Origin of the sequence: Pseudoalteromonas sp. US3C1004 (genome assembly GCF_048401065.1) — a bacterium.
Classification (GTDB): Bacteria; Pseudomonadota; Gammaproteobacteria; order Enterobacterales; family Alteromonadaceae; genus Pseudoalteromonas; species Pseudoalteromonas undina.
In genome coordinates this window covers 819,565-837,477 of sequence record NZ_CP183073.1, presented here as the reverse complement: position 1 = coordinate 837,477, position 17,913 = coordinate 819,565, and the positions used below count along the sequence as shown (strand labels likewise).

Here is a 17,913-nt window from a genome sequence, read left to right as displayed (position 1 = left end):
GTCGTTTAATCGTAATTGAGAGGTAAAACTATCTCTCTGTGTGTTTAAATCGCGCTTTTCATCACCATATAGCTAGGTAATAGATGAAATTAACGGGTGCTATATTCTTATTTAATAAATTGATATTTATACTGATAAGCGCGACCAACTAAACCAAAGGAAATGTAATGAGTTTAATTAACGAAACCCATGATATAAATTTAACTAGCTGGGTAGCATCAGCAAATGATGCACAATGTGACTTCCCTATTCAAAACCTACCTTTTGCAGAAGTACGTCGCAAAAATAGCAATGAAGCTTTTCGTGGTGCTGTTGCCATTGGCGATCAGGTTATTGATTTAGCAAAAGTAAATGAACTCGGTATTTTTTCAGGTGACGCCCAAACAGCCGTTGCATCTGCAAGTAACCCGACTTTGAACGAGTTTATGGGATTAGGTGAGCAATATTGGTCAGCGCTTCGTTTAGCACTGTCTAAAGCATTACGTGAAGGCTCTGCTCATCAAGAGCAACTAGCACAAGCGCTTATACCACAAACCGAAATTGAATTTGCTCTACCTTGTCGCATTGGCGATTACACTGACTTTTACACATCAATTTATCATGCGACTGCCGTAGGAAGTTTATTCCGTCCCGATAACCCATTACTACCAAACTACAAATGGGTGCCGATTGGTTATCATGGTCGCTCATCGTCTATTGGCGTGTCTGGGCAGCAGTTTCATCGCCCTAAAGGACAAACTAAAGCGCCAGATGCAGAAGTTCCTTCATTTGGTCCATGTAAGCGCCTTGACTACGAGCTGGAACTAGGTATTTACCTAGGTAAAGGTAATGATCTGGGCGATGCTATTGCAATTGAAAATGCTGAAAAGCATGTATTCGGCTTTTGTGTTTTCAACGATTGGTCAGCACGTGATTTACAAGCATGGGAATACCAACCGCTTGGTCCATTCTTAGCGAAAAATTTCGCATCAACCGTGTCTCCATGGATTGTTACCACCGAAGCACTTGCACCATACAGAACAAGCTGGACGCGTGATGAAAATGATCCGCAGCCACTCGAGTACTTAGAATCAACGGCTAACCGTGATCAAGGTGCATTTGATATTCAAATGGATGTTAAAATTCAAACACAAAAAATGCGTGATGAAGGCTACAACCCAACTCAAGTGTCTAAGTCTAGCTTTAAGCACTCATACTGGACTGTAGCGCAAATGGTAACTCACCATACCGTAAACGGGTGTAACTTTATGCCAGGCGACATGCTGGGCTCTGGCACGCAATCAGGGCCTACTCACGAAGAAGCGGGTTCATTACTTGAGCTTTCTCGTGGTGGTAAAGAAAAGATTACTTTAAGTAACGGCGAGCAGCGTAGCTTCTTGGAAGATGGCGACAACGTTATAATGCGTGGCTGGTGTGAAAAAGAAGGCTTTGCACGTATTGGCTTTGGCTTTGTAGAGAGCACCGTACTACCAGCAAAATAATATATAAAATCAATAAACTAGTAAAAAAGGGTTGTTGAATAAGCAGCCCTTTTTTATTAATTAAGCCGAAGTTACAATTTTTTTCTGGCTTTTTTAGTTCAAATTGCTATCTTGAATCCGTTAATAGCCAGTATTTATGTGACATGCCTGTATTTATAAAGTCTTTTTTTAATAAACATTTCCCAGCTCGTCAGCTGCTCATTCGCCAAAATGGTGAAGTAAAGCATGTTGTTTTGGCGCCTTGGTTACAGGTTTCTGCGCTTGCTATTATTTTCATTGCTATTGCATGGATCAGTGTTTCGAGTATCCGTGTTTATATGCAAACACACCAAATTTCTCATATCGAGCAAACTCAGCTTGATAAGCAAGTACAATGGCAACAAAAAGTAAAGCAACAGCAACAACGCTACGCATTGCAGCAAGAACAGTTAGCTGAACTTGAACAAAAACAAGCTTTACTTCAAGGTATGATTGAATCACTCCCAGCTTCTATCAGCAAAGATGTAATAAAATTAGAGGGTGAGCTTGAATCTTCTCCTATTAATGAGAACGAAAGCGAATTTCATGAGCCGCTCGAAGAAGATAAAACACAAAATAAACACGCACAAAACAGTTTAACCAGTTTTGAGCAGCGCTACATCTTGCTAAATCAGCAGTACGATACTAATTTCACGTTATTGGCTGCGCAGATTAATCAGCGCCATGATGCGATTATAGAAATACTCCAAGGCACGGGTCTTGAAAATGCACTGGCACAACATCTCGCGTTAAGCACGCAAACAACGGCGCAAGGTGGCCCGCTAGATATACTCGATGAAAGTAAAATTCCTAGTAACTTTCTAGTCATTGCAGATAAGTTGTTATTGTTAAACCAGCTAGAGAGCTTTTTAACTGAGTTGCCAAGTACCCTGCCCTTACCTGCTGCAAAATATTATATTTCCAGTAATTTTGGACTTAGAAAAGACCCAATGAATAAAAGGCGCGCTTTTCATAAAGGCATTGATTTAGCTGGGTGGCATAAAACAGAAATTTTTGCCCCTGCCGATGGCACGGTTCGTCGAGCTGGCCGTAATGGCGGTTATGGTAACTTTATAGAGTTAGAGCATAAAAACGGTGTTGTAACGCGCTTTGGTCACTTAAACAAAATTAATGTTAAAAAAGGTCAATTAGTCACAAAGCACGATGTCATTGGCTTAATGGGCAGTACCGGAAGAAGTACAAGTACTCATTTACACTATGAAGTATTAATAGACGACAAGCATGTCAATCCACTAAAAATAACAAAGGCGCTTTCTCGTGTTTGGTAAAAATAAACAAGCAAAAACAGACTCATCTATTAAGAGAGTGAGTCACACTCCCTCAATCATTTCTAATGATGTGCGTATAACGGGCTCTTTGGTAAGCCAAGGTGAAGTACAACTCGACGGACGTATTGATGGTGACATTAAGGCCGAACATTTAGTGATTGGCACCTCAGGTGTTGTTGAAGGCGTTGTTGAGGCAAGCAGTGTCGTTGTTAAGGGTAAAATCATCGGCTCTTTAAATGCAAGTGAAGTAAAGATCGAAAATAATGCTCATGTACTTGGCGATATATTTCATGACACCCTGAGCATAGAAGCAGGTGCTATTATTGAAGGCAGTTTAAAGCAGCGCTTTGAAAAAGAAGTGATTGAGCATGCTAAAGATAAGCCAAAACCAGCTCACGACGTAAAAGCCATTGTTGATAATGAAGACAGCGGGCTTTCGTTTGTTAATAAGCAGCCTGCAGCTAAAAGCTAGCTACATTAGTTTATAATGGTTTAGCCTGCCTGTTGGCTAAACCATTAATCACCTCTTTAAAATCCCGTTAGCGGCTTATACACTTACTTTTTCTGTGTTATATACATGGTTATGTCTGCGGTAAAAACCAGTTCGTTACGCGTATTGTAAAGCTTTACCGGTACGACTAAATCTTCTTTATCAATCCATTGATGAGGCAAGTCAATTTCAGCGATAGCGGTAACATCAGTGTCTACCTTAGCCAGGTACTGTACTGTCATTCCCTTAGGGATCCAACGGTGGGTTTTATAAGGTACTGTTGCATCAACCATCACCCCCGCACACAGCTCAGCCAAATTACATTGTGCGATAGCGTGAATAGTGCCAATGTGATTGTGTACACGGCGTGTGTTTTTAACCACTGCACTACAGTGCCCTGCTTTTAAATCTAAAATAGTAGGTTTCATAGAGCCAAAGTAAGGCGCTTTAAAACATACGGCTTTACTAAACAGCCAGTTACCAAACGGCAGCTTTTTAAATTTATGCCACGTTTTTATTAATGCAGACTCATTACTCATTATTGTTTTTCCATTGTCTTTGCTTAAAAAGCAAATTAACACATCGGATCAGTTTAAAGAAGTGTGATACTTAAACAAAAATAATCATAATAAAGTTAAAAGTAGGTAACATGTCTGATGCATCGGTCATAAGCCCTTTCTTTTTCATCAGTCGCCACTTAAAATACCGACAAAAGGAGACCTGATGCAAACACAGCCCGCTAAACCAAACTTAATTTTATTACTGATCTTAGCGTTACTCGTCATTTTTTGTCCTATGGGCATTGATATTTATTTACCTGCCTTTCCTACTATTGCAGAGCAATTTTCAGTGAGCGAAAAACAAGTACAGCAAACGGTGGCTATTTTTATGCTTACTGTTGGTTTGGGGCAATTAATTGCAGGCCCTCTTGCTGATCGTTTTGGACGTAAGCCGGTAGCCTTAACCGGTGTAACTTTATATGGACTGGCGGCATTAGGTGCATACTATGCTCCTAGCTTTTTAATACTGATGTTTGCTCGTGCAATTCAAGGGTTAGGCGCATGCGCCACCTTTGTTGTTGCTTTTGCAATAGTAAGAGATAAGTTTGGTAGTGAACGCAGTGGCCAAATAATTACCTACCTAAACGGGATCGTGTGCTTTATTCCAGCGTTAGCACCCATTTTAGGTGCGTGGTTAACCGTGCAGTTTGGTTGGCAAATGAACTTTCTATTTCTAACTGGTTTTGCATTATTAGGATTTATTGTCACCTTATTATTGTTTAGAGAAACACGCCCAGTAGACAGCCATTACCAGGGGCATATCTTAGATCTAAGGCGCTTTATCCCAATTATTTCAACTCCGTTATTTTTATTTAATAGCTTGCTATGTATGGTCACTATGTCGGCTATATTAGTATTTGTAACATTGGCTCCTGGTTGGCTTATTACTGAATTAGGGGGCAGCGTAGCCGACTTTACCTTTTGGTTCTCGCTTAATGCAGTGCTTAGTATTCTTGCTAGCTTTATCATGCCTATTTACATTAAACGCCAACCAAAAAGAGCACTAAAAGCAGGTCTTGTGTTGTTAGTGAGTGCAGGCTTACTGATGCTAGTATTAAGCCAATATAAAACCCCATTAGCATTAATGATCCCTATGTTTATTGCTGCCTTTGGTTTTGCTTTAACACTTGGCTCTGCCGCTGGACGAGCTTTAAGTCTGTTCCCTAAGCAAGCTGGCACCGCCTCAGCTCTTTTAGGAGCGATGCAAATGAGTGGGGCAAGTTTATTGGTGTTTATTACTCAATATTTAAACTTATCTACACCCGAGCTTATAGGCACACACTTTTTATTATTAATTCCCTTTTCTTACTTACTATTTCGTTATACTAAATATGCTTAGGCGCTAAAGCGTTTTCTATTACTCTTCAATTTTGGCTAATTCAGGTTTTACCTGATTAGCCGCCCCTAATTCAAATACAAATGTATATTTTTTGTTTAATACTGGCTACTTTAAAGTTAAATAGTTTTGTTTTTGTAGATAAAATAGCTTGTTTTCTGCTTTATATTATTTTACTGTCTGCTAAAGTTAACAATTAGTTAACCAATTAATTCTAGGATAATATAATATGAAAAAGAATAAACTCGCCTTAGCATTAGTTCTTACTGGTATTTGTTCAGCAGGTGCTGCCCAAGCTGCGAACGATCGCTTCATCATCCAAGTTGATAATAATAAAAAAGGTGTTGTTAAAGCGCTGACTAAAAAACTAGGTGGTGACATTAAAGTAGATGGCAATGGATTCATTGCAGCCAAGTTTACTGGACAAGATTTAAGTAGCTTAAAAGGCCTGCTTAACAACCCGCATATTAAACTCATTGAAGAAGATCATAAGCGCGTTCCTATGTCATTATTTAACGATGATGTAGGTGATGCCATGCAGCAACAAATTACGCCATATGCGGTTTATCAATCACAGGTTGATCAAGTTACTTTTGATGCCAATGCAGGCATGAAAGTATGTGTTATCGATTCAGGCTTAGATAGCTCAAACCCTGATTTTGTTTGGGGTAACATTACTGGCGATAACGACAGCGGTACTGGAAATTGGTTTGATAATGGCGGTCCACACGGGACGCATGTCGCCGGTACGATTGGTGCTGCAGATAATAACCTCGGTGTTGTGGGTATGGCACCGGGTGTGGCAATGCACATTATTAAAGTATTTAACGAAGCGGGTTGGGGTTACTCATCTGATTTAGCTCAAGCGGCTGATTTATGTTCTCAAGCAGGTGCAAATATTATTAGCATGAGCTTAGGAGGCGGTGGCTCAAACAGTACAGAGTCAAATGCGTTTGCTAACTTTACTAATGCTGGCGGCCTTGTAGTTGCTGCAGCGGGTAACGATGGTAATAACGTACGTTCTTATCCTGCGGGCTACTCATCGGTGATGATGGTCGGCGCTAATGATGCCGATAATCAAATTGCTGACTTTTCACAATTCCCAAGCTGTTCATCTGGCCGTGGTAAACGCGCAACTAATGATGAAACAATTTGTGTTGAAGTAACTGCTGGTGGTGTTGATACTCTATCGACCTACCCTGCGGGCATGGCAACAGCAGCGAGTATGTCGGCTGATGGCACAGCATATAATTCATCAGCAATGGAAAATGCAGGTCAAATCACTGCGAGTACCTACTTTATGGGAACTGGCGAAACAGTTGATCCATCGGCGGCTGGTAAAGTATGTATGATTGACCGCGGCGTTATTTCATTTTATGACAAAGTCGCTAACTGTGAAAACTCAGGCGGTGTAGGTGCGGTTATTATCAACAATGAAGCTGGCATGTTATACGCAACACTAGGTGATACCAACGATACTACAATTCCCGCTGTAGGCGCTGCATTTGAAGATCGTAGTGCATTAGTCGCTAGTACAAACGTGACAATTAATATTGGCGCAACTGATTATGGCTTTATGAGTGGAACGTCAATGGCAACTCCTGCGGTTTCAGGTATTGCTGCGCTAGTATGGTCTAATCATAGTGACTGTACAGGCACAGAAATTCGCGATGCGTTAAAGGCAACTGCGCAAGATCAAGGGGCTGCTGGTCGTGACGATTACTTTGGCTACGGTATTGTAAAAGCGGCTGACGCTGATGCTTACCTTACAGCAAACGGCTGTGCGGGTGGCGATACTGGTGGTGTTGATCCAGAGCCAGGCGTAGATGCTATCTCTCTTAGCGCTTCAGGTTACAAATCAAAAGGCACTAAATTTGTTGATTTAAGTTGGAATGGCGCGGCAACAAGCCAAGTTGATATCTACCGCAATGGTAACAAAGTCATTACCACTGCAAATAATAATACCTACAGCGACAGCATTAATACTAAAGGTGGCGGCACCTATACATATCAAGTGTGTGAAGCGCTGAGCACTACGGTGTGTTCAAATAATATCACCGTTAGTTTTTAATAAATTTAGCACTTCATTATGTTTAAAAGCATAACGACTAGTTTTAAAAGAACTTAGTATCCTCAACTTAGCGGGCAATATGCCCGCTTTTTATTTTCCTCATTGCTTGATAAAATCACTTACCACTTCTTTTTCGTACTATTTAATGATCAACCCCGACTTTTTGCTCTCATTTTTACTCGCTAGCTTTTTAATGGCCGTTGCGCCTGGGCCATCAAACGCGTTTTTAATGGCGCAAACTTTTGCAAATGGGCGAAAAGCAGGTATGCAGAGTGCTTTTGGCTTTGCGTTAGGTGGCGTAGTACATACATTTTTTGCGGTTGTCGGTTTAAGCGCTATTTTAAAAGCTTCTGAAACTGCCTATGCCAGCGTACAATATGCAGGTGCAGCCTATTTATGTTACTTAGGGTTTATGATGCTTAAAGACACCTTTAAGCCCCCCATTTGCGAGCAAGAAGATAAGCCTCATGTTACCACCAGTAAAAACAAAAACGTGATGTTTCAAGCTATGATGACCGAAGTACTAAATCCTAAGGTGGCTTTGTTTTTTATTGCTTTTATCCCACAATTTGTAGACCCTAGCTTGTCATCTGCAACTTTTCAGCTGGCGTTTTTTGGGCTACTGTATCCAATCTTTGCTTTTCCTATCGACTGCACGTATATTTATTTCGGCGATAAAATAGCCCAGTTTTTTAAAAGTCACCCTAATAGCCAACTTTGGATAGATAGGTTCACAGGCATTGTATTTATTGCCTTGGCTATCAATTTATTACTCTAACTAATAAGAATCAGCATGGACCAAAAAATACAATCTCTTCCAGCTAAGAAAAACATAGCCCTTGTTGCACATGATGGAAAAAAAGCCGCGTTAAAATTATGGTGTGAAAAACACACTCCAATGCTAAGTAAACATAAGCTATACGGCACTGGTACAACCGGACATTTAATAGAAAAAACCACCGGTTTGAATGTCGTGCAATTACTCAGTGGACCTATGGGGGGTGATCAGCAACTTGGTGCTAAAATAGCGGAACATGAAATTCATGTGTTAATCTTTTTTTGGGATCCTCTGGCATCTCAGCCGCACGACCCTGATGTAAAAGCATTGCTTCGTTTAGCCGCAGTGTGGAACATTCCTGTTGCTTGTAATGAAGTAAGCGCTGATATGTTACTAAGCTCTCCCCTTATGGACACCGAGTTTGAGCGTTCTTTGCCAGATTACGAAAAGTACCTCGCAACCCGACAAATCTCCTTATAACAGCTTATTTATAAAGCATACTCGCCCATTTAGTCAGACCAGCGGTGACACTGCCAAAGTGATCACCGTTAACCATTTTAATGTCACCTAAGTGGGTTTTTAAAGCCGCTTTGATCAGTGGTGATTGCGCGCTACCACCCGTTAAATAAATTACATCTGGGGTGGTGTTTGCATCTGCAATGGCCTGTTTTGCTAATGTGACTATTTGACTAATACTGTCGTCAACGGCTAATGCTAATTCATTAATAGAGATATCTTTATCAAGTGATGAATCTAAAAATGTTAAATCACAATTAAAGTTTTCAGACGAGCTTAGTGCAATTTTTGCCGCTTCAGCTTGTTGAACTAATTGATGCCCTTGCTTATTTTGCTGTAAATGGATAAGCCGTTTGTATAAATCGGGCGCACTCACATCGCGTAGCTGTGCACTCAGTTCACGATAATGCTGAGCACTATAAAACTGACTTTGTAAATTCACATCGTTAATTTTACATGCTTGCCAAAATGCTTGATTCGGTAATGGTAAACCCGATTTAAAAGTACTGCCTAAGCCAAGTAACGGCATTAAACCATGATAGCTCAGAGCAATATCTAAATCATTACCGCCTACTCGCTTTCCGCTATGTGCTAAAAAGTCTGCGTCTCGTTGTTGTTTATTCCTAAAACTGGGCCCCATTTGTACAAATGAACAGTCACTTGTACCACCACCAATATCTATTACCAGCACTTTTTGGTCTTGCGTTAAATCACTTTCATAATCAATCCCGGCGGCAAGTGGTTCATATAAAAATTCCACATCTTTAAAGCCGGCTCGGTTTGCTGCACGTGTTAAAATGCCCACGGCTTGTTGGTTTGACTGCTCACCACCAACTGCTTGAAAATTCACTGGGCGACCAATAACAGTTTGGCTCAGCGTATACCCTAACGATGATTCGGCACGTTGTTTTATTTTTAAAATCATTGCAGTGGCAATATCTTCAAAAAAATTAATTTGTCCTTGCTTTAAACCAGTAGCGCCAAAAAATGATTTAGGGGATTTTACAAAATAACCTTCTTCAGGAAATTGCACATATTCACTAATCGCCTCTCGGCCGATGAATAGAGTCTCGTCGCCGGCTTGTAGGTCTAGGTCTGATTTAATTCGCGCAAGCGTATTAAGTAATGGTTGGCGCGCGGTTTTATAGCCATGCTCATGCTCTGAGCCCTGCAAGTGCTGCGCTACAAAATCAACGACTAAGGCACTATGATGTGTGTATAACGTTGATGGAAGATAATGTTTGCCTTGCTCTAAAGGAATGAGCTGAACACGCTCTTCGTTTAAAACACCCATAGCACAATTAGAACTACCATAATCAAAACCAACGAACATAGATCACCAAACATCACTAAAAAGGCCGCGCAATTTAGCATAATTGCTAAAAAATATATACTGAATTGGCCTACACTCGTTATTTTTCGGGTCTTTCCCGTAAGAAGCTGGCAAAACGCGGCAAGCCATTTTTAGTGTACCCGTGGTATCGATAAGTAATTGTTGCGCCTATAGCTGGCGGATACTTTCGCTCTTTATCGCTAAAACCCGTACCAATAGAAAATGTCAGCCCTTGTTTTGTCTGTACTTTCAATGCACCAAGCATTCCTGCGTATTTACCTTTACCCGGTAAATGTTCAATCACTAACGCTTCGGCATCTAAATAAGGCTTGAGTTTTAACAATGCACTAGAGCGACCAGTTGTATGCTTAGCCTCTGCTAAATGAAGCATAACGCCCTCGCCGCCTTGTTTAGTAACCTGATTAAAATAATTACTGAGTTGCTGATTGTCGCTAAATTGATTTTGCTTAACCGCTTTAATATGGGGACTATTTAGCTTAGTAATAAGTGACAAGTAATTTTGATAACGACGGTGAAAAGGCATGCTTGTATCTGGCATATCAAACACCTGATAAGTAACGGTTTGCCATTGCAAATCGTTGGGTATTTTTGTTCTGACAATACCACTGAGTACAGAAAATTGACCTCGTTTGGTCCATAACTCACCATCTAACCAAATATCTGGCAAAGGAGCGGTAAACCACTCAGGCGGGTTTATGGAGTTGCCTTGACGGGTTACAAACTGCTTTCCCGTCCAGATTGCTCTAACTCCATCAAACTTTTCACTCACCAAGTATTGGCGAATATCCTCATGCTTAGTTTCGTCGTAAACATTAGCAAGTTGCACTGGAGGCAATTGCGCCAATAAGCTAGCACTAAAAAGAGTTAAAAAAGTAAACAGCGTTGCTTTAATCATCACCATTGCTGCATCCTTGCAAATTTTAATATGGCTTAAACTATAGTTGAGATTGAAGCCATTGCCAAAATTCTTCAAGGCTTTGCATTTGCTGTGTTGCTTTACTAAAATCGTGCTCCTGTGTATGTTTATTAGCGATAGCGACTACAGCTAAAGCAGCATTATTCGCTGCGGTTACACCGGTGAGAGTATCTTCAACGGCAATCGCATTTTGTGCAGTAACCTGCATACTTTTAAGTGCTAATAGATAGGGATCACCGGCAGGCTTTGGATTAATTACATCATCTTTAGTTACCACGGTATCGAATAAATCATAAAACCCTAATCCTTTTAGTATTGGCTCTGCTTCATGCCTTGCGCTGCCTGTTACTAACGCCATTTTTAAACCTTGCTCTTTAGCCGCTAATAGAACATTTTCAGCATAAGGCATTAAAGGCGGTAAATTGGTTTTAACGTACTCACTAAATAAACGATATTTTTCATCCGCTAAATAGCGGCTACTTACAGACAAGTTATGAACTTGTTTTATTTCCTTTGCAGCGTCAATAGTGGGACGTCCCGAAAAGCGCCGACAAAAATCAGCTTCTTTATAACACACACCAAAAGGCGCAAGTAATTGGCTCCAGCAGTTATAGTGTACACTTTCCGAGTCAACCAAAGTGCCATCCATATCAAATAATACCGCTTCAATTGACATACTCTTCTCCTGGTTATTTAACCTGAACTCTGGGTAATAAAAAAGGTGCCTAGGCACCTTTTAATAATTTGTGTTACTCAGCCAAACCTGCTGGCGGCTCAGCATAAGCGTCTTCGCCGGTATCTACATCAACTAACTCATAACCTCGGGCTTTGCGCATTACTTTAAGTATCGGCTTTTCGAAGGCGGTTTTTAAGCGCTCAGCATCATCTTTTAACGCATCTAATGTGGTTCCAAATGGTGCAGCACCAGTCTCTGACCAGTTAGTTACTTTACCATTTAAGTTATATTCCACTTCGTGTATTTGATATTGCGCCGCTTCATCTTTGGTTGCTTCACAATAAATTACACGGTAATTCCAAAATCCAGCCATTACTTTTTCTCTTTAATAAACATATGGGCGCTACTTTAGCAGCTCTACAAAAATAAAAAAGCCTGCACTAGGCAGGCTTTTATCAATAATTACAATTTAACGTTAAATTTATCGATTAGAAAAAGTTAACTTTAAATTCAGCGCCAATATAACGCTCTTCGTTAACCATGGCTGTATTGTTGTTAAAATCAACACCACCAATTGCTTGCTGCTCGTCAAACATATTACGCACGAATGCTGATACTTCATATTCGTAGTCGCCTTGCGCCCATGCATAACCGGCACGTAGACCAACTTCAGTTAGTGGCTTACCTTCAAACTCAACTGATTCATATAAGAAAAAGTCAATTTCACTGCGGTACGACACATCAGCGTAAGCAAAGAAATCACCTTCAGCGAGTTCTTTAGTGTAACGAAGTGTGATGTTAGAGATCCACTCTGGAGCATGCGGTAAGCTGTTACCATCTAAAATAGCACGATCTTCAGGACCAAATGCACCTGGTACTTGGAAGGTAGGATCAGTAACAGTACACTGTGCACACACTGCAACGGCTAAATCTTTGTCTTTAAGCTCTGTTTTGTTGTAGCTTAAATTAAACGTAGCATTTAGCTCATCCGTTAACACCCACTCAGAATCAATTTCGAAACCGTAGCCAGTTGTTTTATCAGCATTTAATAGGCGGTTAAAGTTAGCACCACCACCTACAGCAGTTAGCTGTTGGTCATCCATAGTGTAATAAAATACGGTTGCATTTACACGGCCTTGGCCATCTAACACATCAGATTTAATACCTGTCTCGTATGACGTAACAGTTTCTGAATCAGCAACGGTTACTTCATCACCAAATAAGATACGACCCTGAAGACTTGGTGCACGGAAACTGTTAGCAATACGACCATACCAGTTTACGTCATCGTTGATTTTGTAGTTAGCTGATAAATCCCAGCTTACGTGATCATCGCTAACATTTTTTTCAATGTAAGTAGCAGCACCACCTACAGGGCTAAGCGTACGATTTGCTGAGAATTCTTTCTCATCGTCTGAATAACGAAGGCCCGCGGTTACTTTCAAGTCATCAGTAATGGTGTAATCAACTGAGCCGAATACAGCCCATGCTTTAGTATCTTGCTGCTGACTAACAAAACCGTTTAATACGCCATTATTGGCTGTATCATAGCTAAAGTTTTCAATCGTTAATGCTTCGTCGAAGTAAAAAACACCCACCTGGTAATTTACGTCACCGGCAAAGTTGCTTGATAAGCGAAGTTCTTGCGTGTATTGGTCTTGATCTGGAATACCATCAGCACTTTCTGAAGAGAAAGGAATAAAACCAGGGCCCATTGCAACTGGAACATCATTGATAGAGAACCCACCGTAGCCACCATCGATGTCAGCACGAGAGTAAATTTCTGCACTTTCCCAACCAGAAATTGACGTTACTGTATGATTAGCTAAGTCCCACTCAAGCTTAAGGCTTGCACCTTGCGATTCCACTTGCTGCGTCGCACGAGATGCGGCATCGTGATACACCACGTCATTTTCAAAACCATCAACTAAATCGTTAGTACCAGGTTTGATAGTGTTAGCACGAAAGGCAATTGGAGAGCCATCTAAATCACGAACATGGTAATTAAATAATCCAGTGAAATCGTCACCTTCATATAAAAATTGAATACGGGCTGCTTGTTCAGTGTAACCACCTAAAGCATCTTTTTGCTCAAAACCTGGTGCACGATTATCAATGTAATCGTCTTTATCTTGCCAAAGTACTGAAACACGTGTTGATAAACGATCTGTTAATGAACCACCAACAGCACCTTCAAAGTCAACAGCACCACGACTACCGTAAGATACAGAGCCATAGCCTTCAAATTCTTGACTTGGTTTTACGGTATCAAATTTAACTAGACCAGCCGGTGTATTACGACCAAATAATGTACCTTGAGGACCACGAAGCACTTCAACACGTGCTACGTCAAATACAGGGAAACCTTTTAAGATTGCGTTTTCTTGTACAATTTCATCAACCACAAGCGACACTGGTTGCGAAGCATTCAAATCGAAATCAGTGTTACCAAGGCCACGTACATAAAAGCGTGGGAATGAACGGCCAAATGAAGATTCAATAGATAAACTTGGGATTTTCGCATTCATAAAACGAATATCCATACCAGCTGAGCTGTAAGCATCTAAGCTATCGCCTTGCAGGGCTGAAACAGCAACAGGCACTTCTTGAGCGTTTTCTACTCGTTTACGAGCAGTAACTTGAATAACTTCTAGTTGGTTCTTCTTAGCAGTAGTTTCTTGCTCAGCAGCTACGGCTGAAATTGACGTACCTGCTACGGCAGAGAACAACGTTGCATTGATAAGGGTTGCTAACGTAGATCTTTTCATTGCTTTCATGTCGGGGTTAACCTTTTTAGTGCACTCTTGTTCAACGGTTGATGTGTTGCGCAATTAAATAATTACGGATTCAGTCAATTTTTCGCGACTTGCTCTATGCGGCGCGGACCTTATTACCGAGAGTACAAAAACGGCATAAATAAGGCTGACTGAATGCGCGAGATTATATCATGCTGTAATATATTTACCGCATATTGAACACTAAAAAATAAACTTATTTTTAACACTTAACCGCACTATCCCGACATTTAGTGTACTTTTAGCAACTAAACAACCAAAAAGCGGACATATGTCCTTACATTGAGTTGTTAAAAAATATAGCGAAATAACGCGACACTTTTTTAAATACTACTTTTTCACTAATGAGCGTTTGAGAACAATTTCACCATCAATATGAAGATCTCGCTGCGGGAATGCAATAACCACATCGTGTTGCTCAAACACTTCATAAATACTAAAACGAATATCACTGCGGACTTGTCTTAATCGAGTTTCTGATTCAGCGCACACCCAAAAAATAGCATTAAAAACTAGCGAGCTATCTGCAAAATCATCAAACAATACGGTTGATTGAGGCGTTGCCAGTATTGCCTCATGCTCATCTAATACTTGCTGAATTAACTTTTTAACTAATAACACATCAGAGCCATAAGCTACGCCTACGCTCACAGATGAGCGCGCATTACCGTCAATAAGCGTCCAGTTGGTTACAGTGTTTTCTAATAACTGGCTATTGGGTATCAGCATATGAACACCGTCGTTCCTGCGAATACGAGTAGAGCGAGTATTAATCGTTTCAACCACCCCTTTTGCAGTGCCAACCTCTAAAAAGTCACCAATACGGATTGGCCGCTCCCACATTAATATCCAGCCACTAATAAAGTTATTAATAATATTTTGTGCACCGAACCCCACACCGATGGCAATGGCACCCGATACAAAGGCAAATGCGGTTAGTGGAATGTTAAGCACCTCAAGGGAGGTAAAAAGTAAAATCGCAATACTTAAAATGAAATAAAAACGCGTGAATAAATGCACTGCATCTGGGCTCATTTTTCGTGCAAGTAATGACTTTTTAATTAACTTGCCAATCTGAGTCACCACAACCCACATAGTAAACAAAATTAGGGGTACTTGAATTACTTTTGCCACGGTAATGTGAATGTCGTTGTAGCTAAACAATACGAAGGCGAGAATGTGATTAATTTGTTCTAAGTTCATTGATTTTCCATGTATAAGGTCGCACACAAACGATTATTTTTATGCGCTAATAATACCCCAAGTTTAGCATGCGGTTAGCTTAAATACGCAGCAACAAACTTAAAGCTAATTGCATAATTGCTGTATTTTTCTACTTTTTTATTTACATACCGAGTTTTTATCACCTAATTTGCGTTTAAATCCCGCTTTAAATCGATAAACTTTGTTGTATATAAGTCAAAATTTGGTAAGTTAACTGGGTTTTCGACTCGAAAAGCCTATTTCGGCTACTATTTTTTATGGAGTTATTATGCGTAAAACACTGATCGCCACTACGATTGCTAGTGCACTTTTATTATCTGCCTGTTCTTCTGAAAGCACCCAAGAAACAAAACAACAAAGCACAGCACAAGTGCAAGATATCAACGCAAGCAATGTATTATTTAAACCAAGCCCATTGCAATACATGGCTCCTGAGTTTGATAAGTTTGGTACTACTGAATACGAAGCTGCATTTGATGCAGGTATTGCACAACATAATGCAGAAATTTTGGCAATTGCCAATAATCCAGAACCAGCAACTTTTGAAAACACGTTGGTAGAAATGGAACTTGCTGGTGAGTTATTAAACCGCGCATCAGCTGCATTTTACAACTTATCAGGTCTTATCTCTAACGATGAGTACCAACGCATTGATAAAAAAATGGCGCCTGTGTTCTCAGCACACTCTGATGACATTTACCTAAATGGTGCATTATTCGAACGTGTACAAACAGTATACGACAACAAAGATAAGTTAAGCGCTGAAGATCAACGTCTTGTTGATTTTTACTACAAACAATTTGTTAAAGCCGGTGCTAAATTAAACGATGCTGAAAAAGCAAAAATGCGTGAAATTAACGCTGAGCTTGCAAAGTTATCAACAGAGTTTTCTCAAAACGTATTAAAATCGTTTAAAGAAGACGTCATTTTAGTAACAGATAAAAGCAAACTAGCTGGTTTATCTGAAGGTGAAATTGCAGGTCTTGCAGCAGCTGCTAAAAAAGCAGGCAAAGATGGCTACATGATCACCCTAGTGAACACCACACAACAGCCTATTTTATCTAGCCTTGAAAACCGTGAACTGCGTGAGCAGATTTTTAAAGCATCAACCAACCGTGCAGCTAAAACCAACGGCCCTATCATTATTAAAGAAACTAACCTACGTGCACAAAAAGCAGAACTGTTAGGCTTTAAAGATTGGGCTTCGTATGTAATGACTTCACGCATGGCTCAAACCACTGATAACGTGTACGGTATTTTAGATGACCTAGCGCCAAAAGCAGTCGAAAAAGCGCAAGCAGAAGCAAAAGCGATTCAAAAAGTAATTAACGATTCTGGTGAAAGTTTTGAACTAAAACCATGGGATTGGTCTTTCTATGCAGAAAAAGTGCGTGCTGAAAAATACGACCTAGATCCAGCCTTAGTTAAGCCTTACTTTGAAATGCAATCGGTTATTCATAACGGTTTATTCTTTGCAATGGAAAAACTTTACGGCATTACATTCAAAGAGCGTAAAGACCTACCGCTTTATCACGAAGACGTCATGGCGTTTGAAGTATTTAACGCTGATGGCAGCGCAATAGGCTTATTTTACATGGACCCATATGCACGTGAAGGTAAACGTGGCGGTGCATGGATGAGTGCATACGTAAGCCAAAGCGGCTTAAAAGGCACAAAACCGGTTATTTATAATGCACAAAATATTCCAAAGCCAGCAGAAGGCGAGCCAACATTAATGACGTTTGACGAAGTGTCAACTATGTTCCATGAGTTTGGTCATGCAGCACACGGTTTATTCTCTGACGTTAAATACCCAAGCCTAGCAGGTACTGCTACAGCGCGTGATTTTGTTGAATTTCCATCACAAGCACATGAAGACTGGATGATTGAGCCAAGTGTATTAGCTAACTACGCTAAGCATTACAAAACAGGTGAGCCAATTCCTCAAGCACTACTTGATAAAGTACTTGAGTCGCAAAAGTTCAACCAAGGTTTTGGTACCACTGAATATTTAGCTGCAGCACTACTGGATATGGAATGGCACTCATTTGGTTCTGACAAAAAAGTAACTGATGTACAAAAGTTTGAAAGTGAAGCGTTAAAGGCACACGGTATTGATTACTACCCTGTACCACCTCGTTACAAATCAAACTACTTTAGCCATACGTTTGCAGGTGGTTACTCAGCAGGTTACTACGCTTACCTATGGACTGAAGTATTTGCCGCTGATGCCTTTGCTCATATGGAAAACAATGGTGGCTTAACGCGCGAAAATGGCGATAAGTTCCGTAAAGAGATCCTATCAAAAGGTAACAGCCGCGACTTAATGCAAAGCTACATTGAGTTCAGAGGCCAAAAACCAACGACTGATGCATTGCTTAAGCGCCGTGGTTTAGTTGATTAATTAAT

The 17,913-nt window shown here is 40.4% G+C and carries 15 protein-coding genes; 8 read left to right on the top strand and 7 right to left on the bottom strand.

Annotated features, from left to right (window positions below; translation table 11 throughout):
- Positions 1-167 precede the first annotated feature (167 nt).
- The 3 genes from fahA to ACNSN3_RS03900 all read left to right on the top strand — a co-directional run bounded on the left by fahA (position 168) and on the right by ACNSN3_RS03900 (position 3,260).
- Positions 168-1,481 (top strand): fumarylacetoacetase, encoded by a 1,314-nt coding sequence (gene fahA, locus ACNSN3_RS03910; RefSeq protein WP_010391256.1) that lies wholly within the window; start codon positions 168-170, stop codon positions 1,479-1,481.
- Between the two features lie 143 nt (positions 1,482-1,624).
- Positions 1,625-2,788: a M23 family metallopeptidase gene (locus ACNSN3_RS03905; RefSeq protein ID WP_418608614.1), complete on the top strand. Its 1,164-nt coding sequence runs from the start codon at positions 1,625-1,627 to the stop codon at positions 2,786-2,788.
- Positions 2,778-3,260 carry a bactofilin family protein gene (locus ACNSN3_RS03900; protein WP_008109555.1) on the top strand — a complete coding sequence of 161 codons (483 nt, stop codon included), beginning with the start codon at positions 2,778-2,780 and terminating at the stop codon, positions 3,258-3,260. Before ACNSN3_RS03905 ends, ACNSN3_RS03900 begins: the two co-directional genes overlap by 11 nt.
- Positions 3,261-3,343: 83 nt before the next feature.
- Here ACNSN3_RS03900 and ACNSN3_RS03895 read toward each other — a convergent pair whose 3' ends face one another.
- Positions 3,344-3,817 (bottom strand): hotdog fold domain-containing protein, encoded by a 474-nt coding sequence (locus ACNSN3_RS03895; RefSeq protein WP_008109556.1) that lies wholly within the window; start codon positions 3,815-3,817, stop codon positions 3,344-3,346.
- 184 nt (positions 3,818-4,001) lie between these two features.
- Between ACNSN3_RS03895 and ACNSN3_RS03890 the strand changes: the two genes are divergently transcribed.
- The 4 genes from ACNSN3_RS03890 to ACNSN3_RS03875 all read left to right on the top strand — a co-directional run bounded on the left by ACNSN3_RS03890 (position 4,002) and on the right by ACNSN3_RS03875 (position 8,503).
- A complete protein-coding gene (locus ACNSN3_RS03890) occupies positions 4,002-5,177 on the top strand; it encodes a multidrug effflux MFS transporter (RefSeq protein WP_010391252.1) in 1,176 nt (391 codons plus the stop codon).
- Positions 5,178-5,403: 226 nt separating this feature from the next.
- Positions 5,404-7,245: a S8 family serine peptidase gene (locus ACNSN3_RS03885; protein ID WP_418608612.1), complete on the top strand. Its 1,842-nt coding sequence runs from the start codon at positions 5,404-5,406 to the stop codon at positions 7,243-7,245.
- A 145-nt stretch (positions 7,246-7,390) separates the two neighbouring features.
- Positions 7,391-8,023, top strand: a complete 633-nt coding sequence (locus ACNSN3_RS03880) for a LysE family translocator (protein WP_010391250.1) — start codon at positions 7,391-7,393, stop codon at positions 8,021-8,023.
- A 15-nt stretch (positions 8,024-8,038) separates the two neighbouring features.
- Positions 8,039-8,503: a methylglyoxal synthase gene (locus tag ACNSN3_RS03875; protein WP_008464686.1), complete on the top strand. Its 465-nt coding sequence runs from the start codon at positions 8,039-8,041 to the stop codon at positions 8,501-8,503.
- A gap of 4 nt (positions 8,504-8,507) precedes the next feature.
- Here the strand turns inward: ACNSN3_RS03875 and yegD are convergent, their stop codons facing one another.
- From yegD to ACNSN3_RS03845, 6 genes are all read right to left on the bottom strand, one after another.
- The gene (gene yegD, locus ACNSN3_RS03870) at positions 8,508-9,872 is read right to left on the bottom strand and encodes a molecular chaperone (protein WP_055011701.1); all 1,365 of its coding nucleotides are present in this window, start codon (positions 9,870-9,872) and stop codon (positions 8,508-8,510) included.
- Positions 9,873-9,951: 79 nt separating this feature from the next.
- Complete coding sequence (locus tag ACNSN3_RS03865) at positions 9,952-10,794, bottom strand: DNA ligase (RefSeq protein ID WP_418608611.1); 843 nt, start codon at positions 10,792-10,794, stop codon at positions 9,952-9,954.
- A gap of 34 nt (positions 10,795-10,828) precedes the next feature.
- The gene (locus ACNSN3_RS03860; protein WP_418608610.1) at positions 10,829-11,485 is read right to left on the bottom strand and encodes an HAD family hydrolase; all 657 of its coding nucleotides are present in this window, start codon (positions 11,483-11,485) and stop codon (positions 10,829-10,831) included.
- Between the two features lie 73 nt (positions 11,486-11,558).
- Positions 11,559-11,858, bottom strand: a complete 300-nt coding sequence (locus ACNSN3_RS03855; protein WP_008109576.1) for a hypothetical protein — start codon at positions 11,856-11,858, stop codon at positions 11,559-11,561.
- A gap of 115 nt (positions 11,859-11,973) precedes the next feature.
- Positions 11,974-14,262, bottom strand: coding sequence for a TonB-dependent receptor (locus ACNSN3_RS03850; protein ID WP_054202099.1), 2,289 nt, complete (start codon positions 14,260-14,262; stop codon positions 11,974-11,976).
- Positions 14,263-14,610: 348 nt separating this feature from the next.
- Positions 14,611-15,483: a mechanosensitive ion channel family protein gene (locus ACNSN3_RS03845; protein ID WP_054202098.1), complete on the bottom strand. Its 873-nt coding sequence runs from the start codon at positions 15,481-15,483 to the stop codon at positions 14,611-14,613.
- Positions 15,484-15,772: 289 nt separating this feature from the next.
- Between ACNSN3_RS03845 and ACNSN3_RS03840 the strand changes: the two genes are divergently transcribed.
- A complete protein-coding gene (locus ACNSN3_RS03840; RefSeq protein ID WP_054202097.1) occupies positions 15,773-17,908 on the top strand; it encodes a M3 family metallopeptidase in 2,136 nt (711 codons plus the stop codon).
- Positions 17,909-17,913 lie beyond the last annotated feature (5 nt).